The sequence below is a fragment of the Leucobacter sp. USCH14 genome, assembly GCF_037619215.1.
GTDB lineage: Bacteria > Actinomycetota > Actinomycetes > Actinomycetales > Microbacteriaceae > Leucobacter.
On record NZ_JAQPZP010000004.1, the window covers coordinates 208,718 to 229,486 of the forward strand.

The 20,769-nt window shown below is 67.6% G+C and carries 18 protein-coding genes; 5 read left to right on the forward strand and 13 right to left on the reverse strand.

Annotation, left to right across the window (positions count from 1 at the left end):
• Positions 1-12: 12 nt before the first annotated feature.
• From PQI23_RS06480 to PQI23_RS06495, 4 genes are all read right to left on the reverse strand, one after another.
• The gene (locus PQI23_RS06480; RefSeq protein WP_339972694.1) at positions 13-621 is read right to left on the reverse strand and encodes a hypothetical protein; all 609 of its coding nucleotides are present in this window, start codon (positions 619-621) and stop codon (positions 13-15) included.
• Positions 618-1,601 carry a 16S rRNA (cytosine(1402)-N(4))-methyltransferase RsmH gene (rsmH, locus tag PQI23_RS06485; protein WP_339972696.1) on the reverse strand — a complete coding sequence of 328 codons (984 nt, stop codon included), beginning with the start codon at positions 1,599-1,601 and terminating at the stop codon, positions 618-620. The genes PQI23_RS06480 and rsmH overlap by 4 nt, the downstream gene beginning before the upstream one ends.
• A gap of 12 nt (positions 1,602-1,613) precedes the next feature.
• Complete coding sequence (gene mraZ / locus PQI23_RS06490; protein ID WP_339972698.1) at positions 1,614-2,045, reverse strand: division/cell wall cluster transcriptional repressor MraZ; 432 nt, start codon at positions 2,043-2,045, stop codon at positions 1,614-1,616.
• Positions 2,046-2,374: 329 nt separating this feature from the next.
• Positions 2,375-2,761, reverse strand: coding sequence for a DUF3040 domain-containing protein (locus tag PQI23_RS06495; protein ID WP_339972700.1), 387 nt, complete (start codon positions 2,759-2,761; stop codon positions 2,375-2,377).
• A 74-nt stretch (positions 2,762-2,835) separates the two neighbouring features.
• On the opposite strand from PQI23_RS06495, the gene PQI23_RS06500 reads away from it, so the two are divergent.
• Complete coding sequence (locus PQI23_RS06500; RefSeq protein WP_339972702.1) at positions 2,836-3,936, forward strand: polyprenyl synthetase family protein; 1,101 nt, start codon at positions 2,836-2,838, stop codon at positions 3,934-3,936.
• A gap of 26 nt (positions 3,937-3,962) precedes the next feature.
• Here the strand turns inward: PQI23_RS06500 and PQI23_RS06505 are convergent, their stop codons facing one another.
• A complete protein-coding gene (locus PQI23_RS06505) occupies positions 3,963-4,328 on the reverse strand; it encodes an Rv2175c family DNA-binding protein (protein WP_339972704.1) in 366 nt (121 codons plus the stop codon).
• Positions 4,329-4,422: 94 nt separating this feature from the next.
• On the opposite strand from PQI23_RS06505, the gene pknB reads away from it, so the two are divergent.
• Positions 4,423-6,369 carry a Stk1 family PASTA domain-containing Ser/Thr kinase gene (gene pknB / locus PQI23_RS06510; protein ID WP_339972706.1) on the forward strand — a complete coding sequence of 649 codons (1,947 nt, stop codon included), beginning with the start codon at positions 4,423-4,425 and terminating at the stop codon, positions 6,367-6,369.
• A 63-nt stretch (positions 6,370-6,432) separates the two neighbouring features.
• Here pknB and PQI23_RS06515 read toward each other — a convergent pair whose 3' ends face one another.
• On the reverse strand, positions 6,433-7,800 hold the full coding sequence (locus PQI23_RS06515) for a class II 3-deoxy-7-phosphoheptulonate synthase (RefSeq protein WP_339972708.1): 1,368 nt from the start codon (positions 7,798-7,800) through the stop codon (positions 6,433-6,435).
• Between the two features lie 122 nt (positions 7,801-7,922).
• Positions 7,923-8,594, reverse strand: coding sequence for a lysophospholipid acyltransferase family protein (locus tag PQI23_RS06520; protein WP_339972710.1), 672 nt, complete (start codon positions 8,592-8,594; stop codon positions 7,923-7,925).
• A 140-nt stretch (positions 8,595-8,734) separates the two neighbouring features.
• Between PQI23_RS06520 and PQI23_RS06525 the strand changes: the two genes are divergently transcribed.
• Positions 8,735-10,564: an AMP-dependent synthetase/ligase gene (locus tag PQI23_RS06525; protein WP_445238410.1), complete on the forward strand. Its 1,830-nt coding sequence runs from the start codon at positions 8,735-8,737 to the stop codon at positions 10,562-10,564.
• A gap of 53 nt (positions 10,565-10,617) precedes the next feature.
• Here the strand turns inward: PQI23_RS06525 and def are convergent, their stop codons facing one another.
• Complete coding sequence (gene def, locus PQI23_RS06530; protein ID WP_339972714.1) at positions 10,618-11,109, reverse strand: peptide deformylase; 492 nt, start codon at positions 11,107-11,109, stop codon at positions 10,618-10,620.
• Positions 11,110-11,166: 57 nt separating this feature from the next.
• Positions 11,167-14,574, reverse strand: coding sequence for a pyruvate carboxylase (locus PQI23_RS06535; RefSeq protein ID WP_339972716.1), 3,408 nt, complete (start codon positions 14,572-14,574; stop codon positions 11,167-11,169).
• 195 nt (positions 14,575-14,769) lie between these two features.
• On the opposite strand from PQI23_RS06535, the gene PQI23_RS06540 reads away from it, so the two are divergent.
• The gene (locus tag PQI23_RS06540; protein ID WP_339972718.1) at positions 14,770-15,612 is read left to right on the forward strand and encodes a ParA family protein; all 843 of its coding nucleotides are present in this window, start codon (positions 14,770-14,772) and stop codon (positions 15,610-15,612) included.
• Between the two features lie 122 nt (positions 15,613-15,734).
• On the opposite strand, the gene PQI23_RS06545 is transcribed toward PQI23_RS06540, so the two are convergent.
• From PQI23_RS06545 to PQI23_RS06560, 4 genes are all read right to left on the reverse strand, one after another.
• On the reverse strand, positions 15,735-16,370 hold the full coding sequence (locus tag PQI23_RS06545) for a MerR family transcriptional regulator (RefSeq protein ID WP_339972720.1): 636 nt from the start codon (positions 16,368-16,370) through the stop codon (positions 15,735-15,737).
• A gap of 157 nt (positions 16,371-16,527) precedes the next feature.
• A complete protein-coding gene (gene ftsR / locus PQI23_RS06550) occupies positions 16,528-17,205 on the reverse strand; it encodes a transcriptional regulator FtsR (RefSeq protein ID WP_339972722.1) in 678 nt (225 codons plus the stop codon).
• A 1-nt stretch (position 17,206) separates the two neighbouring features.
• A complete protein-coding gene (locus PQI23_RS06555) occupies positions 17,207-17,671 on the reverse strand; it encodes an FHA domain-containing protein (RefSeq protein ID WP_339972724.1) in 465 nt (154 codons plus the stop codon).
• Positions 17,672-17,811: 140 nt separating this feature from the next.
• Positions 17,812-19,287, reverse strand: coding sequence for a helix-turn-helix domain-containing protein (locus PQI23_RS06560; RefSeq protein WP_339972726.1), 1,476 nt, complete (start codon positions 19,285-19,287; stop codon positions 17,812-17,814).
• Positions 19,288-19,435: 148 nt separating this feature from the next.
• On the opposite strand from PQI23_RS06560, the gene aceA reads away from it, so the two are divergent.
• A complete protein-coding gene (gene aceA, locus PQI23_RS06565; protein WP_339972728.1) occupies positions 19,436-20,740 on the forward strand; it encodes an isocitrate lyase in 1,305 nt (434 codons plus the stop codon).
• The last annotated feature ends 29 nt before the right edge of the window (positions 20,741-20,769 follow it).

Here is a 20,769-nt window from a genome sequence, read left to right on the forward strand (position 1 = left end):
TTCTGCTGCCGCCTAATGCGTGTCTGGCGCCGGCAGCTTGCCCGTCCACCGTACCGGCGGATCGATGTTTTCGGCCTGTGCGCCGGCGGCCTGTCCGGAGTTGCGCGGAACGAGCAATCCCGCGGCATCGACCACCGGCATGCTCTCGAGTGTCGCGTTCGGAATGAGGTTGCCCGACGCCTCGGTCGTCTCCGAGTCGAGCGCGCCAAGCACCGCGCCGTCGCTCAACCGGAGTGTTGCGGGGCGCGAGTTCTGCACCATGCCGAGCGCTGCGGCGTTCTCGGCGAGATTCTGCGGCGAAGCCAGCTTGTCGACGTTCTGCGACAGCACGCGTTCGACGCGCGCGAGATCCCGCTGCTCCACCTCGAGCGCACGCGTCTCGTACGCGCCCTGCGAGATCGCGATGCTCAGGCCGAGCTGCGTCGCGAAGATCATGAGCACGACGCCCACCGCGATGAGCGCTCCGGCGAGCGGGCTCCGCTTCGCACGCCGGTTCGGGCGAGCGGCAGGCGCCGGCACCGGACGCAGATGGCGTGCCGGCCGCTCAGTGCTCGGAGCCCCTGAAGGCGCCCCGAGACGGAGCGCGGCTGCATCGAAATCCATCGGTAGCGTCGAGCTCATCGTGCGTCCCTCATTCGTTCGGCTGCGCGGAGGCGGACTGGGATTGCGCGCGGATTGCGCGCGCGTTCGGCATCGCTCGCGAGTTCTGCCCCTCGCGTGAGCAGGCGGAACTCCGGGCGGTGCTCGGGAAGCTCGATCGGAAGCCCCGCGGGTGCGGTCGACGCGGTGCGGCGCGCGAACTCCCGCTTCACGAATCGGTCCTCGAGCGACTGGTACGACATGACGACTGCGCGTCCGTCGACTCTCAGCAGATCCAGCGCCGCCGGAATCGCGCGTTCGAGAACGGAGAGTTCGGAGTTGACCTCGATCCGCAGCGCCTGGAACACCCGCTTCGCCGGATGCCGCTGATCCCGCACGGCCGCAGGCGTCGCCGCCTGCAGCACGTCCACCAGCTGACCGCTTCGCAGAATCGGCTCCTCGGCGCGGGCGGCGATGATGGCTCGTGCGTACCGACCGGCGAGCGGCTCCTCGCCGTAGCGCTCGAAGATCGCGCGCAGACGCCCCTCGGGCGCCGTCGCCAGCACGTCGGCCGCGGTCTCTCCCGCGCCCTGGTCCATGCGCATGTCGAGCGGAGCGTCGTGCGCGTACGCGAACCCCCGGTCCGCCTCGTCCAGTTGCAACGACGACACACCCAGATCGAAGAGCACGCCGTCGATGCGCGAGAAACCGCTGTCGGAGACCGCGCGTGCGATCTCGTCGTACACGGCGTGCACGCGAATCGCGCGTTCCCCGAATCGCGCGAGGCGGGAGCCCGCGAGCTCGAGTGCCTCGGTGTCGCGGTCGAGCCCGATGACGGTGAGCCGCGGGAACCGCTCGAGCAGCGCCTCGCTGTGCCCGCCCATGCCGAGGGTCGCGTCGACGATCACCGGAGCTTCGTCGGGCGCGACGCCCTCGGCCACCGGGGCGAGCAGTTCGAGGCAGCGCTCGAGCAGCACCGGGGTGTGCAGCGCGCTCGGGTCGCGTGTGATGTCGTGTGCCATAGCGATTCCGGGCTAGAACATGCCCGGGATCACCTCCTCCTCGATGTCGGAGAACGCTGCTTCCTGCGCCGCCAGATAGGTCTGCCAAGCCTCCGCGTCCCAGATCTCCGCGCGCGAGCCCGCGCCGATGACGGCGAGGTCCCGGTCGAGCCCGGCGTATTCCCGGAGGTTCTGCGGAATGGTGACACGGCTCTGCTTGTCGGGTGCCTCGGGGTGAGCCCCCGAGAGGAATACGCGGAGATAGTCGCGCGCCTGCTTCGACGCGAGAGGTGCGCTCCGCAGCCGCTGGTGCATCTCGGCGAACTCGGTCTCGCTGAACACGTAGAGACAGCGCTCCTGGCCGCGGGTGATCACGAGTCCGTCGGCGAGTTCGTCGCGAAACTTCGCGGGGAGGATCAGGCGACCCTTTTCATCCAGACGCGGCGTGAAGGTTCCCAGGAACAAGGGATCTCCTTTCGCCGACTCGTGCTCAGCACCAGTTTACTCCACTTTCCTCCACTTCTCTCTTCCCGGCGCGAAATCTTCCGGTTCTCGCGCGAAGATTCGCGGGGCCATCCGCCATTGCTGCCCTGCGACTTACCGCACGCATTTGCACCTCGCGCCCGGAGATCCGCGGAAATTCAATGCGTGTTCCGCCGCCGAACCCTCGAGATGCACAGAAGGGGAGCGAAGTGGAGCGCCGCGGATGAGGAGGGCGGAACACGGGCTCGCGCAGGCACGAAAAAAGCGCCAGGTCAGTGACCTGGCGCTTGACGCCCTGCGTCGATGAGCGGCTAGCGCTCACCCTCCATACGTTGATCCCAACGACGTTCCATGCGCTCGCTCAACGATTCTCGAGCGGACTTCGACGACTTCGGGCCGGAGCTCGCCGAGGTGATGTCCTCCACCGTGAGCGGACCGGCGGAGCGCTTGGACAGCATCAGCACCACCCCTCCCAGCATGACGGCGAAACCGACGAGCCCCAGCCAGAGCAGCTGCACCGCGACACCCGCCACCAGCACGCCGATACCTGCGACGACCACGATGACGCCGAGCACGAGCGACCGGTAATTCACCCGACGGGGTTCTGCAGACCCCGCCTGCAGAACATCGGCTTCGCTCTGATAGAAGCCGCGCTCCATCTCGTCAAGCAATCGCTGCTCGTGCTCTGACAGCGCCATGACGACCCTCCTGCGTTTCGTGAAAACTTGGTACAGACCAGTCTACGACCCGCGCCCGTGAGTAGGCTAGGCGCGTGCAAGAAACGACCCGACTCGCAGGCCTCGTACAGGAGCGCATCGGCGATATCCTCGACCAGCACCGAGACGAGCTTGCGGCGCTCGGCGACGACGCATCTCCGCTCCTCGACGAGGCGACCCACTTCCTGACCGGGGGCAAGCGCTTCCGCGCCCAATTCGCGGTGCTCGGGTACCGATCGGTGCGCGAGCTCGATCTCTCCGACGATGTCGACGGCGCTGCCGGCGCCGTGCTCGATGCCGCGTGCGCGCTCGAGCTCTTCCACGCGGCCGCGCTCATCCACGACGACATCATCGATCGTTCGGACACCCGCCGAGGCCGACCGGCGACGCATCGAATCTTCGCGAACCTCCACGACGACCAGCGCTGGGCCGGCGAATCGGCGCACTTCGGCATCGCGGCGGCGATCCTGCTCGGCGACCTCTTGCAGTCGTGGGCCGACGAACTCATGGAGGGCTCCTGCACCGCCGCGATCACCCCGGGCGCGGGCCGAGCTGCTCGGGCGCATTTCAACCGGATGCGCAGCGAAGTCGCGGTCGGGCAGTACCTCGACGTGCTCGAAGAGCAGCAGCCCGGTTTCGCGGCCCACGAGGAGCAGCTCGAACGATCGACGCGGGTGCTCGTCTACAAGTCTGCGAAGTACAGCGTCGAGGCGCCGTTGCTCATCGGCGCCGCTCTCGCGGGAGCTGATGACGAGCAGGAGCAGGCGCTGCGGGACTACGGCCTGCCGATCGGCGTCGCGTTCCAGTTGCGCGACGACCTCCTGGGCGTCTTCGGTGACGCCGCGGTCACCGGCAAGCCCACCGGAGACGATCTGATCGAGGGCAAGCGCACCGTGCTCGTCACCCTCGCTCGCGAGAATCTGCCGGGCACCCAGCGGCGCATTTTCGACGACCTGCTGGGCAACGACCTCGACCCCGAACAGGTCGCGATTCTGCAGCGCACGATCCGGGAGAGCGGCGCGGTCGACCGCGTCGAGCAGATGATCGCCCGGAATGTGGAGCGGGCGCTCACGTCACTCGAGAGCTCTCCGGCTCGTCGGGATGCGCGGGAGGCCCTCGCGCAGCTGGCGGACCGAGCCGCTCGCCGCGAGTTCTGACTCGCGCGAGTCGAAGAAGAACGAGGTCAGAACGCGAGCGACTGCGTTGCGCGACGCACCGCACTCTTGCGTCCGGACTGCAGCGAGTCGATCGGCCGCTCCCCGAGCTCGTCATTGACCGAGAGCATCCAGGTGACCGCCTCCTCCTCCGAGAAGCCGGCGTCGTTCAGCACGAGCAGCGTGCCGCGGAGCGCGGGCAATGGCTCGTCGCCCTGCAGGAACTCGGCGGGGACCCGCACCGCGCCGTCGATGCGCACCGCGGCGAGAACGTGGTCCTCGATGAGACGGTGCAAGCGGCCGGGCGTGACCCCGAGCCGTTCCACCAGCTCTGGGACGCTGAGCATGGGGGCCGTCGTCAACGGGCTACGATCTGAAGCGGTGTTCTCTGCCACGGCTCCACTCTGCCAGCGGCCTTCGGCGAACGCAATCCGCCGACGCCCGGCGCGCATCATGAAACGGTCACCCGAAGTTCCGTAGACTCTCCGGGTGACCACCGTGCCTTCCGACCCCCTGATCGGGCAGACGCTCGACGGCCGCTACGCGATCAGGTCGCGCATCGCTCGCGGCGGCATGGCGATGGTCTACCTCGCCACGGATCTTCGACTGGAGCGCCGCGTCGCGGTGAAGGTGATGCACGAGCACCTCGCTGAAGACGCGAATTTCACGCGTCGTTTCGAGCAGGAGGCGCGCAGCGCCGCTCGACTCTCGCACCCGAACCTGGTGAACGTCTTCGATCAGGGCCACGATCTCGGCCGCACCTACCTCGTCATGGAGTACCTGCCGAGCATCACGCTGCGGGAGCTGCTGAAGCAGCAGCGGCATCTGACCGCGGAGCAGTCGCTCGAGATCGGCGAGGCGGTGCTCTCAGGCCTTGCTGCGGCGCACGGAGCGGGGATCGTGCATCGCGATCTCAAGCCCGAGAACGTCATGCTCGCCGACGACGGGCGCATCAAGCTGGGCGACTTCGGCCTCGCCCGGGCGGTGAGCGCCAACACCACGACGGGCCAGGCCCTGCTCGGCACGATCGCGTACCTCTCCCCCGAACTCGTCACCCGCGGCGTCGCGGATGCGCGCAGCGATCTGTACGCATTCGGCATCATGCTGTACGAGATGCTGACTGGAGCGCAGCCCTTCGTTGGCGAGCAGCCGATGCAGATCGCGTACCAGCACGCGCATTCCGATGTGCCCGCCCCATCGCTGCAGAGCTCCGAGTCGAGCCCGGCGCTCGACGATCTCGTGCTCTGGATGACGCGCCGCGAGCCCGACGAGCGCCCGCGGGATGCGGGTGAGGCGCTCGAGTCCCTGCGCGCCATCTCGCGCGGCGAGACCGCCGCAGGTTCGACACGTGTACTTCCCCGACTCGCCGATGAGAGCGACGGCACTCCTGCGACGACTGTCCTCGAGCCGGCCCCGGGCTGGGGAGCTCCGGACGCCTCCGCCACCACGGTGGCGCCCGAGATCGCCTCCGTCGGCGCCGCGCCGTCGGCGCCCCCTCCGATCGAGCGAGCCGCCGACGCCGGTCGAGCGCGGCAGCGGCGCGGCCGATTCGTCGCACTGATCGCCATCATCCTGATCGCGGCGGCCGCGGCAATGGGCTGGTGGTTCGGTCAGGGGCCCGGCTCGCAAGTCACGGTGCCCGACGTCGCCGGCCAGGAGATCGCGGCCGCGCAGGCGGCCCTCGAAGATCAGACCCTCGTCGTGACGCTCGTCGAATGCTCGAGTCTCGACTATCCGGCGGGTCAGGCCTCGGGAACCGAACCGGCCTCGGGCACACGGGTGGATCGCGGCACCCCCGTGCAGCTCTGCCAGTCGACAGGCCCGCAGCCGCTGCCCGTACCCACACTCGTCGGGCTGTCGCTCGACGAAGCCGAATCCGTCATCGAGGCGCAGCAGTTCACGGTCGGGCAGGTGCTCGAGCAGCGGTTCTCCGATGACGAGCCCGACACCGTGCTGGCAGCCCTCGGCGAGAACGGCGACGCGCTCGGCGACACGTATCCCGAACGCGGCACGATCGATCTCATCACGTCCGCGGGGCCCGTGCCCGACGTGACCGGCATGACCGCGGAGGACGCGGCGGCTCGGCTCGCCGAGAGCTCCCTCACCGTCGACCCCGCTGTCGGCCGCGAGTCCTACAGCAGCGACGTCGAGCAGGGCGCCGTGATCTCGCTGATGCCGCAGACCGACCCGATGCGACCCGGCGACACCGTGGGGCTCGAGGTCTCCCTCGGGCCCGAGCTCTTCCCCGTGCCCGACGTTTCCGGCCTCGAACTGCAGGAGGCGATGGATACGCTCAGCGCGGCAGGCTTCTCGCCCACCACCCTCGTGCCCGACGCGCTGCGCAGCTTCGCGAAGGCCACCGGGACCGACCCCGCGGCGGGCGAAGAGGTACCGGCGGGAACCGAGATCCGCATCCGCAGCACGATCTCCCTCTGAACCGAGTGCCCGCCGTCCGGAACCATCCGGAGGGCGGGCACTCGTCGAAGCGTACCGCGGGCCCTAGGAGATCTTCTTGAGCTCCTCGGCGACCTGGAAGGCCAGCTCCAGCGACTGCATGTGGTTGAGACGCGGATCGCAGACCGACTCGTAGCGGGTGGCCAGGGTCGCCTCGTCGATGTTCTCCGATCCGCCCAAGCACTCCGTGACGTCGTCGCCCGTCAGCTCGATGTGGATGCCGCCCGGGTAGGTGCCGACCTCGCGATGCGCTTCGAAGAAGCCGCGAAGCTCATCCATGACATCGTCGAAGCGACGCGTCTTGTAGCCTGTCGCCGTGGTCATCCCGTTGCCGTGCATCGGGTCCGTCACCCAGAGCGGAGTCGCACCCGCGTCGCGCACACCCTCGAGCAGGCCCGGGAGCACGTCGCGGATCTTGCCGGCCCCCATGCGCGTGATGAAGGTGAGACGGCCGGGTTCGCGCTCGGGGTCGAGCTTGTCGATCAGTCGCAGTGCATCGTCGACGGTCGCCGTCGGCCCGAGCTTCACGCCGATCGGATTGCGCACGTGCGAGAGGAATTCGACGTGCGCACCGTCGAGATCGCGCGTGCGCTCGCCGATCCAGAGCATGTGCCCCGACGTGTCGTACAGGTCGCCCGTGCGCGAATCGACGCGCGTCAACGGCCGCTCGTAGTCGAGCAGCAGCGCTTCGTGGCTGACGTAGAACTCGGTCTGCGTCAGCGCGGTGTTATCGACTCCGCACGCGGCCATGAACCGGAGCGCGCGATCGATCTCGCTCGCGAGTGATTCGTATCGCTGGTTCGCCGGATTCGAGATGAAGCCCTGGTTCCACGCGTGAACCTGTCGGAGATCCGCGAAGCCGCCCTGCGTGAAGGCGCGGATCAGGTTCAGCGTCGAGGCGGAGACGTGGTAGCCCTGCACCAGACGGGCGGGGTCGGCGGTACGCGACTCGGAGGTGAAGTCGTAGCCGTTCACGAGGTCGCCGCGGTACGCGGGCAGCGTGACGCCCTCCCGCGTCTCCTCGTTGCTGGAGCGCGGCTTCGCGAACTGCCCCGCCATGCGACCGACCTTGATCACGGGCATCGATGCCCCGTACGTGAGCACGACCGCCATTTGCAGCAGCGTCTTGACACGATCCCGAATCCGATCGGCAGTGGCGGCGGCGAAGGTCTCCGCGCAATCGCCACCCTGCAGCAGGAAGGCCTCGCCACGTGCAGCGGAAGCGAGCCGGTCGCGCAGCTGATCGGCCTCCCCGGCGAAGACGAGGGGCGGCTGCGATGAGAGCTCTCGAGCCGAATACGCCACGGCTTCGGGATCGGGCCAGACCGGCTGCTGCTTGGCCTCGAGCGCCTGATAGGCGTCGAGCTCCGCGAACGCTCGTTCGGCAGCAGTCTCGTGAATCTGGCTCGTCATGTCGATCCCTTACGTGAGGTAGGTAGAGAAATATCGCGGCGAACCGCCGCGACCGTATCAGCCTACTGCCTGAGAGGGCCGGGGAACGAAGCGGGCGGGATGCCCGCAGCGAACGCGAGCGGTCACCGGTTGCGGACGCTCGACGCGTACACGTCGACGTAGGTCTGACCGCTGAGCTTCTGAATCTCGAGCATGATCTCGTCGGTGACGCTGCGCAGAACGAACCGGTCCGCGCTCATTCCCGCGAAGCGGCTGAAGTCGAGAGGTTTGCCGACGACCGTGCCGATCCTGCGGATCTTCGGGAATTTGGCGCCGATCGGCATCGCCTTCTCCGTGTCGATCATCACCGCGGGAACGACCACCGCGCCCGATTCGAGCACGAGTCGGGCGACACCGGTGCGTCCCCGGTAGAGTCGCGCATCGGGGCTGCGAGTGCCCTCGGGGTAGATGCCGAGAACGTCGCCGCGATCCAGCACTCCGAGGCCCGTGTTCAACGAGGCCTCGGAGGCTTTACCCCCTGAACGATCGATCGGCAGCTGGCCCACAGCGGTCATGAACAACTTGACGAGCCACCCCTTCACGCCCTTGCCGGTGAAGTAGTCGCTCTTGGCGAGGAAGTACACGCGGCGGTCAATCATGGCCGGCATGAAGAAGGAATCGATCACCGAGAGGTGGTTTCCTACAATGATCACGGGCCCCGTCGCCGGAATGTTCTCGGCACCCTCCAGCCACGGGCGGAAGACCGTTTTCAGGATCGGCCCGATGATCAGGTGTTTGAAAATCCAGTAGAGCACAGCTCACGATTCCTCTCGACTGAGAACACCCTACCCGAGCCGGGGACCCGTCGGAGGTATGCATATAAGGTGGCAGAACAAGGTGCGACGCGAAGGGCCGCGTCGCGTACGACGGATACATGAGTACCGAAGGAGCTGCCGTGAATCAGTCCGAGACCCCGATCCTCGTCCCGCCGGTTCCGGAGGACAACATTACGGATCTCCTGGAAGAGCGGGTGCGGGCCACCCCGGATCGCGCGCTCTTCGCGGTTCCCGCCGGCGACGGGTGGCGGGACATCAGTGCGACCGCGTTCCGGGCCGACGTCATCGCGCTTGCGAAAGGACTGGTCGCGTCGGGCATCGAGCCCGGCGATCGCGTGGCGTTCATGTGCAAGACGAGTTACGAATGGACGCTCGTCGACTTCGCCATCCACTACGCGGGCGCCGTCATGGTTCCGATCTATGAGACGTCCTCTCCGCTCCAGGTGCACTGGGTGCTCGAGGATTCCGGCGCTCGCGCGGTGCTCACCGAGACCGAGGATCACGCTGCGCGGTTCGAGGAGGTCAGGGACGACCTTCCTGCGGTGGCGCTCGCCTGGCGCCTCGACCAGAATGCTCTCGCACAGCTGCGCGAGGCCGGAGCGGCCATCGACGATGCGGAGATCGATCGTCGTCGCGCGCTCGCTCAGGGAACCGACATCGCCACGGTGATCTACACATCGGGCTCGACGGGCCGGCCGAAGGGGTGCGTGCTGACCCACGCGAACTTCGTCGACCTGTCGCGCAACGCTGCTGCTGCGCTGTCGGACGTCGTGCAGCAGCCGGGCTCCGCGACCCTGCTGTTCGTGACGCTCGCGCACGTGTTCGCCCGCTTCATCTCGGTCATGTCGGTGCACGCGGGCGTGCGAGTCGGGCACCAGGCCGATACCAGTCAGCTGCTGCCGGCGCTCAGCACCTTTCAACCGACATTCCTGCTCGCGGTACCGCGCGTCTTCGAGAAGGTCTACAACTCCGCCGAGCAGAAGACGGAGGCCGAGGGCAAGGGCAAGATCTTCCGCGCTGCCGCCAAGGTTGCCGTAGCGCACTCCGAAGCGCTGGATGCCGGCAGGGTTCCGTTCGTACTCGGCCTCAAGTTCCGCCTCTTCGACAAGCTGGTGTACGGCAAGCTCCGCGAGAAGCTCGGCGGCAAGGTGCGCTTCGCAGTGTCGGGGTCCGCTCCCCTGAGCCACTACCTCGGGCACTTCTACCGCAGTCTCGGAGTGAAGATCCTCGAGGGGTACGGTCTGACCGAGACCACTGCGCCCGCGACCGTCAATCTGCCGAACCATTTCAAGATCGGCACCGTCGGGCCGCCCCTGCCCGGCCACTCGGTCCGCATCGCCGAGGACGGCGAGATCGAGATCAAGGGCATCGACGTCTTCAAGGAGTACTGGAACAACCCGGAGGCGACGCGCGACGCGTTCACGCCCGACGGGTTCTTCCGCACGGGCGACATCGGGTCGCTCGATGAAGACGGCTATCTCACGATCACGGGGCGCAAGAAGGAGATCATCGTCACTGCCGGCGGCAAGAACGTCGCTCCGGCCGCGCTCGAGGATCCGATCCGCTCGAATACGATCATCGGGCAGGTCGTCGTCGTCGGCGATCAGCGGCCGTTCATCTCGGCCCTCGTGACCCTCGACCCCGAGATGCTCGCCCCGTGGCTGGGGAACAACGGAGAGGATCCCTCGCTTTCGCTCGAAGAGGCGTCGGTGCACCCGAAGGTCCTCGCCGAGGTGCAGAGCGCAGTGGATCAGGGCAATGCGTTCGTCTCACGAGCCGAGTCGATCCGCAAATTCGTGATCCTGCCGACCGAGTTCATCGAGGCCAATGGCCATTTGACACCGAAGATGAGTATCCGTCGCGACAACATCCTGCGCGACTTCGCCGGAGAGATCTCCGCGATGTACGGCGAGCACCCGCAGACGGAGAACGTCGGCGTGGTGAAGTAGCGGCGGGCGCACCTCGAGCAGGGCTGGGACCGCGGCGCGCGCTCCGCACGCGGTCAGAACCAGCTCGAGGTGCGGATCTGCCGCATCGCTTCACCGCGGGACTCGCGATCGAGTCGCGACAGGTAGAGCTTGCCGTCGAGGTGATCGCACTCGTGCTGCAGCGCCTGCGCCATCAACCCCTCGCCCGTGATCTCCACCGCGTTGCCGTCGAGGTCGATTCCGCGCACCGTGGCGCGAGGGTGCCGGGGCACCTCGAACCAGAGATCGGGAACGGAGAGGCACCCCTCGCCGGTCAGCACCGGCTCCCCCTGCAGCTCCACGATCTCGGGATTGATCACGTAGCTGATCTCGCCATCGATGTGCAGGCTGAACACGCGCAGGGTGTGCCCGATCTGCGTGGATGCGAGCCCGGCGCGGCCGTCCATGTCGACCGTGTCCAGCAGGTCCTGGACGAGGGCGTGAACGCCCTCGTCGATCTCGACGACGGGATCGCACACGGTGCGGAGTACAGGGTCACCGAAGACCCGGATCGCGCGGATTGCCATGACACCCGAGCCTAGCGCCTCGGTGCTCGAGCGGACGGCACCGAGGCGCTCGTCAGGTCAGATCGAGGCGGTGATCTCGGCGATGAGGTCGCCGGATTCCAGGCTGCGAGTCCCGGAGAACACGACCCGCTCGATACGGCCCGCGACCGGCGCCGTGATGGCGGCCTCCATCTTCATCGCCTCGATCGACGCGATCGGCTGGCCTGCCTCCACCGCATCCCCCACGGCGACCTTCACCGTGACCGTGCCCGAGAAGGGCGCCGCGACGTGCCCTGGAACGGTGCGATCGGCCTTCTCGGAGAGCACGGCGTCCACGGTCACCGCCGCGTCTTTCACGAACACCTGCCGCAGCTGGCCGTTCACCCGCACCATCACGGTTCGCACGCCCTTGTCGTCGGCCTCGCCGATCGCTTCGAGCCCCACGTACAGGCGCACTCCCTTGGCGAGATCGATCGCGTGCTCCTCGCCCGCCTGCAACCCGTACAGATAGTCGGCCGTGTCGAGCACCGAGACGTCGCCGTACTGCTCGCGAACCTCCGAGAACTGCTTCGTGGGCTGCGGGAACAGCAATCGGTTCAACGTCGCACGCCGTTCCGCGCTCGAGCCGTGCAGCAGCGCCTGATCATCGGGTGAGACCGGCGCCACGTCGATGTTCACCGACCGGCCCGCGAGCACTTTCGAGCGGAACGGCTCCGGCCATCCGCCCGGGATCTCGCCGAGTTCACCGGCGAGGAACCCCACCACTGAATCCGGGATGTCGTACTTCTCCGGGTGCGCCTCGAAGTCCGCCGGGTCGGTGTCCACGGCCGACAGGTGGAGCGCGAGATCGCCCACGACCTTCGATGAGGGCGTCACCTTCGGAATGCGGCCGAGGATGCGGTCTGCCGCGGCGTAGAGATCCTCGATCCTCTCGAAGTTCTCAGCCAGCCCCAGAGCGATCGCCTGCTGCCTCAGGTTCGAGAGCTGACCCCCTGGAATCTCGTGCGTGTACACGCGGCCGGTGGGGCTGGGAAGCCCGGACTCGAACGGCTTGTACACCGTGCGCACCGCATCCCAGTACGGCTCGAGCGCGAACACCGCATCCTGCGACAGGCCCGTGTCGCGCTCCGTATCCGCCAGCGATGCGACGAGCGCCGACAGCGACGGCTGCGAGGTGGTCCCCGACATCGGCGCGGAGGCCGCATCCACCGCGTCCACTCCCGCCGCGCTCGCTGCGAGCAGCGTCGCGAGCTGCCCACCCGGCGTGTCATGGGTGTGCAGATGCACGGGCAGATCGAATCGTTCACGAAGTGCGGTGACGAGCCTGGCCGCGGCCGCCGGGCGCAGCAGCCCCGCCATGTCCTTGATCGCGAGCACGTGCGCGCCGGCCTCGACGATCTCCTCGGCCAGACGCAGGTAGTAGTCGAGGGTGTACTTGTCCTCGGCCGGGCTGAGGAGGTTGCCGGTGAACGACATCGCCACCTCGGCGACCGCCGTGCCGGTCTCGCGCACGGCATCGATCGCAACGCGCATCTGGTTCACATCGTTGAGCGCGTCGAAGATGCGGAATACATCGACTCCCGTCGATGCCGCCTCCCGCACGAACGCCTGGGCGACCTGCTCCGGGTACGGCGTGTACCCCACCGTGTTCTGCCCTCGCAAGAGCATCTGGATCGGCACATTCGGCAGCGCCTCCCGCAGACTCGCGAGCCGCTCCCATGGGTCCTCTCCGAGGAAACGCAGCGCGACGTCGTAGGTGGCTCCGCCCCAGGCCTCGACCGACCAGAGCTCGGGCGTCGTGCGCGCCACGTACGGCGCCACGCGAGCAAGATCCTTCGTGCGCACGCGCGTTGCGAGCAGGGACTGGTGCGCGTCCCGGAACGTGGTCTCGGTCACCGCAAGAGCGGTCTGCTCGCGGAGGCTGCGCGCGTACGCGTCCGGGCCGATCTCGAGCAGCAGCTGCCGCTTCCCCGCAGGGGCGGGACGCGACAGGTCGATGTCGGGAAGCTTCGCTCCCGGGTCGATCAGTCTCGGCCGCACGCCGTTGGGCTGGTTCACCGTCACATTCGCGATGTGCTGCAGCAGACGCGTCGCCCGATCCTTCGACGGGTTCATCTTCAGCAGCTCGGGCCGCTCGCCGATGAACTGCGTGGAGACGTCACCCGCCTGGAAGTCCGCATCGGCGAGCACCGCCTGCAGGAACGGGATGTTCGTCGCAACACCGCGGATGCGGAACTCCGCCAGCGCCCGCTGCGCCCGCCGCACCGCGTCCTCGAACGAGCGGCCCCGGCACGTGAGCTTCGCGAGCATCGAATCGAAGTGCGGGCTGATCTGCGCACCGACCTCGATCGTCCCACCGTCGAGACGCACACCGCCGCCGCCCGGGGACCGGTACGCGGTGATGCGGCCCAGGTCCGGGCGGAACCCATTCGCGGGATCCTCGGTCGTGATGCGGCACTGGAGCGCCGCGCCGCGCAGGCGGATGCGATCCTGCGTCAATTCGAGCTCCTCCAGCGTCGCTCCGGCCGCGATGCGCATCTGCGCGCGCACGAGGTCGACATCGGTGACCTCCTCCGTGACCGTGTGCTCGACCTGGATCCGCGGGTTCATCTCGATGAAGACGTGCTCGCCGGCGCGCTCCCCCGCCGTGTCGAGCAGGAACTCCACCGTTCCCGCGTTCTCGTACCCGATCGACTCGGCGAACGCGATCGCGTCGCGCGTGAGCTCCGCACGCTTCTCCTCGCTCAGGTTCGGAGCGGGCGCGATCTCCACGACCTTCTGATGCCGTCGCTGCACCGAGCAGTCGCGCTCGAACAGGTGCACCGTCGCACCGGTCGCGTCCGCGAGCACCTGCACCTCGATGTGCCGCGGGCGCAGCACCGCCTGCTCGATGAACATCGTCGCGTCCCCGAACGCGGACTCCGCCTCCCGCATCGCCGCCTCGAGCGCATCGCGCAGATCCTCGACGCGCTCGACACGACGCATACCCCGACCGCCTCCCCCTGCGACCGCCTTCGCGAACACCGGGAACCCGATCTCCTCAGCACCCGCCACCAGTGCTTCGATATCCGTCGACGGAGGGGTGGACCCCAGCACCGGCACACCCGCCGCGATCGCGTGCTCCTTCGCCGCGACTTTGTTGCCCGCCATCTCGAGCGCCGTCTTACCGGGCCCGATGAAACGAATGCCCGCGGCCTCCGCCGCGGCGGCGAGATCCGGATTCTCCGACAGGAACCCGTACCCCGGATAGATCGCATCGGCGCCCGACTCGACCGCGACGCGCACGATCTCGGCCACATCCAGATACGCGCGCACCGGATGCCCGACCGTGCCGATCAGGTACGCTTCGTCGGCCTTCAGGCGATGCAGCGAGTTTCGATCCTCGTACGGGAATACCGCCACCGTCTGCGCACCCAACTCGTGCGCCGCCCGAAACGCCCGGATCGCGATCTCCCCGCGATTCGCCACCAAGATCTTCTGGAACACTCCGCCTCCTTGCCACTGTTCTCGCCGCCGGGTGCTCGCACCGTCGAACTGGTTCGATATCAAGATACATGGTGGGTCGGTCGGGAGTCGCGATATGCGTCCGTGCGTTCGGCGTTCGACGACCGCGCACGCCCGAGCCCGTTCGCCCGTGACGAAGTCAGGCACCGTACGGGCCGAATCCACTAAACTTGCCACGTGCATGTATTGAGTGTGAGTTCCCTCAAGGGCGGCGTCGGCAAGACGACCGTGACGCTCGGCCTCGCCTCGGCTGCGTTCTCCCGCGGCCTGCGAACACTGGTCGTCGACTTCGACCCGCAGTCCGACGTATCGACCGGCCTGGCGGTGAATCCCGAAGGCTTCGCCAACGTGGCGAACGTGCTCGAGAGCCCGAAAGAGAAGACTGTGCGCAGCGCCATCGCGCACAGCGGGTGGAACGACTACCACGAGGGCGGCAAGATTGACCTGCTCGTCGGCAGCCCGTCTGCGATCAACTTCGACGGGCCGCACCCGTCGACGCGCGACATCTGGAAGCTCGAGGAGGCGCTGGCGATCGTCGAGTCGGAGTACGACCTCGTGCTCGTCGACTGCGCGCCGTCGCTGAACGCGCTGACTCGCACCGCTTGGGCCGCGAGCGACCGGGTGCTGGTGGTCGCCGAACCGAGCCTCTTCGCCGTTGCTGCCACGGACCGCGCGCTGCGCGCGATCGAGGAGATCCGCCGCGGCGTGAGCCCGCGACTGCAGCCTCTCGGCATTCTGATCAATCGGACCCAGCCGCAGTCGCTGGAGCACCAGTTCCGCATCCGCGAACTGCGCGAGATGTTCGGCCCTCTGGTGCTCAACCCGCAGCTTCCCGAGCGCACCTCACTGCAGCAGGCGCAGGGCGCTGCCAAGCCGGTGCACATGTGGCCGGGCGAGGCGTCCCAGGAGATGGCGTCGAACTTCGACCTCGTGCTGGATCGCATTCTGCGCTCCGCAGGCATGGACGCCGCGCGGGCGGGCGCGTCCAATGCTCCCACCGCGACCGTCGTCGAGAACTGACGCGTCGAGAACTGGTGCTGTCGAGAACTGACGCGTCGAGAACTGGCGCCGTCGGCAACTGAAGCCGTCGAGAACTCGCGCCGTCGAGCGAGACCCCTTGAAGCGGGGCCGGGTGCGTCCGGTCAGGAGATCTTGCGGGTCTTCCGACGCGCCGCCAGTTCGTCGACCGCGTTCTCCGGAGACGCCTCTTCCCGGTGCTCATCCATATCGACGAGCGATGTCTCCACCTCGCGCAGCACCTTTCCGACCGCGATGCCGAATACGCCCTGTCCGCGGCTCACGAGGTCGATGACTTCGTCGCTCGACGTGCAGAGGTAGACGCTCGCCCCGTCGCTCATCAGTGTCGTCTGGGAGAGGTCATGCACGCCGGCCTCGTGTAGCTGCGCCACTGCCGTTCGGATCTGCTGCAGGGAGATGCCGGTGTCGAGGAGCCGCTTGACGAGCTTGAGCACGAGGATGTCGCGGAAGCCGTACAGCCGCTGAGATCCTGAGCCCTTCGCGCTGCGCACCGTCGGCTCGACGAGCCCCGTGCGGGCCCAGTAGTCGAGCTGACGATAGGTGATGCCTGCCGCGCGCGCCGCCGTCGCGCCTTTGAACCCGCCATCCTGATTCGGTCGAGGCAGCCCGTCGTCGAAGAGCACATCGGCATCGACGGAGACCGGAGTGAAGGCTGCGGGATCGGCCACGATACCGGCCTCGGAGAGCGCCTGCGCCGACGGGATCGCCGCGTCGCCGCTCGGGCGCTGAGTGTGCTCCATCGTGTTCCTTTCACCGCGGCGGGCGCAGAAATCGGCCGCCGAACTTCACCAACGTTATCGAGCACGGAATCCCGATGCAACGACCGCTGCGTCTCAATTCTGGCGTGTCGACCTCAGGTAGAAGTTGAAGGTTGAATTCACGCCGAAATCGGCTGGTCTACGAGCTCCCGATCCGCCGCCGCAACACGCCGGAGCGCACGATGTCGAGGTGATCCGCGATCTCGAGCGCACGTTCTGAAGCAGCCGGCGAGGCTGCCTTCACACCCCGCGTCGACACCGCGTGCGCGATCATCTCCGCGTCACGCTCAGCCGACACGCGCAGCGCCCGCAGGTGCCGCGGCGTGATCCCCTGCTCCGAGAGCTTCAGCAGCGCCGTGACCTGCCCGACGGCGTCGTGGGGGAACACCTCGGCAGCCGGCAGCAGACCCGCCGCGATGGCTTCACCGATGAAGCGCGCGCTCGCCCCCGTGACGCGGCGGAGCTCATCGCTGCTCAGCACGCGCTTCGGAACCAGAATGCTCGATGCGCTGCGTGAGGCGGCACCGGGGATGATCGGGTCACGCCCGGCATCGAGTTCGTCGAGCACTTCGGCGATGACCTTCAGCGGGAGATAGTGGTCGCGCTGCAGAGTGAGAATCAGTCGCAGACGCTCGATATGGGCCTGCGAGAACTTCCGGTACCCCGATTTCGTGCGTTCCGGCGCCACAAGGCCCTGCTCTTCGAGGAAGCGGAGCTTCGACGGGGTCAGATCGGCGAAATCGTCTTGCAGCCGGGCCAGCACCTGACCGATGCTGAGGAGACCTGAGGAGTTCTGACGGGCCTGCGAGGCCGCCACGCTAGTTCTCCTCGGCGAGATCGAAACGCGACGCGAAGAAGGTGAAACGGAATTTGCCGACCTGGACCTCTGCGCCGTCCTCGAGCGCGACCGAGCCGTCGATACGGGTACCGTCGCAGAACGTCCCGTTCAGCGACCCGAGGTCCGCGACCGAGAACGTCGTGCCGCTGCGTCGGAACTCGGCGTGCCTACGGGAGACCGTGACGTCGTCCAGGAAGATGTCGACCGCGGGGTGACGGCCCGCGACCGTCACGTCCTGATCCAACAGGAAGCGTGCACCCTGATCGGGGCCGCGACGCACCACCAGCAGGGCCGCCCCCGACGGAAGCGCCTCGACTGCCTCGCGCTCATCGATGGTCAAATCGGTCGCCCGCGTGCGAATGATCGCGCCCAGATCTTCTCGGAACTGCTGGGTCGATCGCACTTCGGTGCTCTCAGCGCGACGGGCATGACTGTCGCTGCTCATGTCCTCACCCACTTCTTCACTCGGGGCCTCCGCAAGCCGTTCGACTCGGTGCATCTACGCTATCGCAGGCGAGGGTTCCGGCGCACCTCGACGAAACACTTTTGTGGCGCTGCTCGGCGCGGCGTCCAGCAACTTCCCCGCTATTCGTGAGATTCGAGAAACGCGTAGACCTCGTGCGCGTCGACGCCGGGGAATGTGCCGGTCGGCAGCGCCGCGAGCAGGCTCGTCGGCGTCGCCGCCTCGGGCCAGGCCGCGGCCTCCCACTTGCGGGTCAGATCGGCCGACGCCTGACGGCAGCACTGGTCGTCCGGGCAGAACGACTGAGAGCGATGCCCCGTCTCACGGCCCCGGAACCACTTGACGTCGGCGAACCGCACGCCGACGCTCACCGAGTACAGGCCCTCCTTTGCCTTCTCGACGCGCGACGTGCACCAGTAGGTTCCCCCCGCGGCCATGTCCGTGTACTGGTACCACGGGTTGAAGCGATCCGGTTGCCCGAACACCGTGCGAGCCGTCCAATTCCGGCACACCATAGCCCCCTCGAAATTGCCGAGCGCGTCGGACGGGAAGCGAACGCCGTCGTTCTCGTACGCCTTGATGAGAGTTCCCGACTCGTGCGCCTTCATGAAGTGCACCTCGAGCCCCAGCCGTTCGCTCGCGAGGTTCGTGAAGCGGTGAGCCGCCATCTCGTAGGAGACGCCGAACGCGTCGCGCAGATCCTCCATCGAGATCTGCCGCTGCTGCTTCGCTTCGGACAGGAGCGGCACCGCCGCCGCCTCGGGCAGCAGTACCGCGCCGGCGAGGTAGTTCGCCTCGACCCGCTGGCGCAGGAACTCGCCGTAACTGCTCGGCTCCTCGTGCCCGCAGACCAGGCTCGCGAGCGCGCGCAGAATCGGAGCGCGGGCGTCCCTCGACGGCACCGCTCCGCTCAGGTACACCCTCCCATTGCGTCGATCGATGACCGAGCGCGTGGAATGCGGCATGTCCGAGACGTAGTGGAGACTGAATCCGAGCCGCTCCGCGATGTTGGCGATGGTCTGCTGGGAGACCGGGCCTCCGGAGTACCCGACGCTGTCGAGCAGCCCGGTCGCCGCCGTCTCGAGGTCTGCGAAGTAGTTTCCGGCGCTGCGCATCTGCGCACGGAGCTCGGTGTTCGCCCGGCGCGCTTCCTCGGGCGTCGCGGCCCGCTCGCGGTGCAACCGCTCGACCTCCTGATGCAGACCGAGAATCGCTTGCAGCGTTTCATCGCTCGTCGCCTTCGATACGCGGATCGGCTGCAACCCGAGCGACTGGAACACGGTTCCTCGCTGCGCGCGTTCCACCGCTATCTCGAGCGCGGCCCGCTCCGAGGGCGCTTCCGCGGCGAGCAGTGCATCGGTGGTGACGCCGAGCGCCGAGGCGAGAGCCCGAAGCATCGGCAACCGCGGCTCCCGCTTTCCGTTCTCGATGGCCGAGAGCTGCGACGGCGCCCGGTCGACCGCGCGAGCCAGCTGCTCGAGCGTGAGGCCGCGAGAGGTGCGCAGCGCACGGATCCGTCGGCCCAGCGTGAGCGCGTCTCCGCTGTCGGCCCACTCGCCGTCCCTCAGCTGCGGCGCGTCGCTCTCGAGAAGTGTCATGCGGCTCATCCTTTCAGAACGAGATTCTTCCAGCAAGTGAAAATACTGCATTTCTTCACCCCTCAATTCGCCTGCAGGGTCACTCCACCGCCCCTCAAGATGGAACTACACCGCAATTCACGCCTTCGGGCCGAACACAGGAGTCATCGTGACCAACGACGCATCGCAGACCCCCTCCTCCGCCGAGCAGCTCGCCTGGGACTGGGAGAACGACCCCCGCTGGGAGGGCATCACCCGCGACTACACCGCGGAAGACGTCGTCAGGCTTCGCGGAACGGTTCAGGAGGAGCACACCCTCGCCCGTCGCGGTTCGGAGAAGCTGTGGGAGCAGCTCACCAGCGAGACCCCGTCCGGCGGGTACACCAACGCACTCGGAGCACTCACCGGCAACCAGGCCGTGCAGCAGGTCAAGGCCGGCCTGCGCGCAATCTACCTGTCGGGGTGGCAGGTGGCCGCCGACGCGAACATCGCGGGCCACACGTACCCCGACCAGTCGCTCTACCCGGCGAACTCCGTGCCGCAGGTCGTGCGGCGCATCAACAACGCCCTGCTGCGCGCCGATCAGATCGAGCACGCCGAGGGCATCAGCACGGTCGAGGACTGGCTCGTCCCGATCGTCGCGGACGCCGAGGCGGGGTTCGGCGGTCCGCTGAACGCGTACGAGCTGATGAAGTCGATGATCGCCTCCGGTGCCGCGGGAGTGCACTGGGAGGATCAGCTCGCGAGCGAGAAGAAGTGCGGCCACCTCGGGGGCAAGGTGCTGATCCCGACCCAGCAGCACGTGCGCACCTTGAACTCGGCTCGCCTCGCCGCCGATGTGGCCGGCGTGCCGAGTGTGATCATCGCTCGCACCGACGCGGAAGCCGCAACACTCATCACCTCCGATGTCGATGAGCGCGATCGCCCTTTCATCACCGGCGAGCGCACCGCGGAGGGCTTCTACAAGGTCACGAACGGACTCGCCCCGTGCATTGCGAGGGCCCGCGCGTACGCGCCGTACTCCGACCTGATCTGGATGGAGACCGGCACGCCCGACCTCGAGCTCGCACGCAAGTTCGCGGAAGGGGTCAAGTCGGAATTCCCCGACCAGATGCTCGCCTACAACTGCTCCCCCTCCTTCAACTGGAAGAAGCACCTCGACGACGCGACGATCGCGAAGTTCCAGCGCGAGCTCGGCGCTATGGGCTTCTCGTTCCAGTTCATCACCCTCGCCGGATTCCACGCTCTGAACTCCTCGATGTTCGACCTCGCGCATGGCTATGCACGCGACGGAATGTCGGCGTACGTCGAGCTGCAGGAGCGCGAGTTCGCCGATGAGGCTCGCGGCTACACGGCGACGAAGCATCAGCGCGAGGTCGGCACCGGGTACTTCGATGCGATCTCGACCGCGCTGAATCCCGAGGCCTCGACACTCGCTCTCGTCGGCTCGACCGAAGAGGGCCAGTTTCACTGAGCCGCGTGCCGCACGCACCGACGACGACC

Coding starts and splice junctions, on each gene's coding strand:
- rsmH (WP_339972696.1), bottom strand. CDS start 1,601: ATGGCACACGACATCACACGCGACCCGAGCGCGCTGCACACCCCGGTG.
- PQI23_RS06480 (WP_339972694.1), bottom strand. CDS start 621: ATGAGCTCGACGCTACCGATGGATTTCGATGCAGCCGCGCTCCGTCTC.
- PQI23_RS06515 (WP_339972708.1), bottom strand. CDS start 7,800: ATGACGAGCCAGATTCACGAGACTGCTGCCGAACGAGCGTTCGCGGAG.
- PQI23_RS06545 (WP_339972720.1), bottom strand. CDS start 16,370: ATGGAGCACACTCAGCGCCCGAGCGGCGACGCGGCGATCCCGTCGGCG.
- PQI23_RS06555 (WP_339972724.1), bottom strand. CDS start 17,671: ATGAGCAGCGACAGTCATGCCCGTCGCGCTGAGAGCACCGAAGTGCGA.
- def (WP_339972714.1), bottom strand. CDS start 11,109: ATGGCAATCCGCGCGATCCGGGTCTTCGGTGACCCTGTACTCCGCACC.
- PQI23_RS06560 (WP_339972726.1), bottom strand. CDS start 19,287: ATGACACTTCTCGAGAGCGACGCGCCGCAGCTGAGGGACGGCGAGTGG.
- PQI23_RS06495 (WP_339972700.1), bottom strand. CDS start 2,761: ATGGCGCTGTCAGAGCACGAGCAGCGATTGCTTGACGAGATGGAGCGC.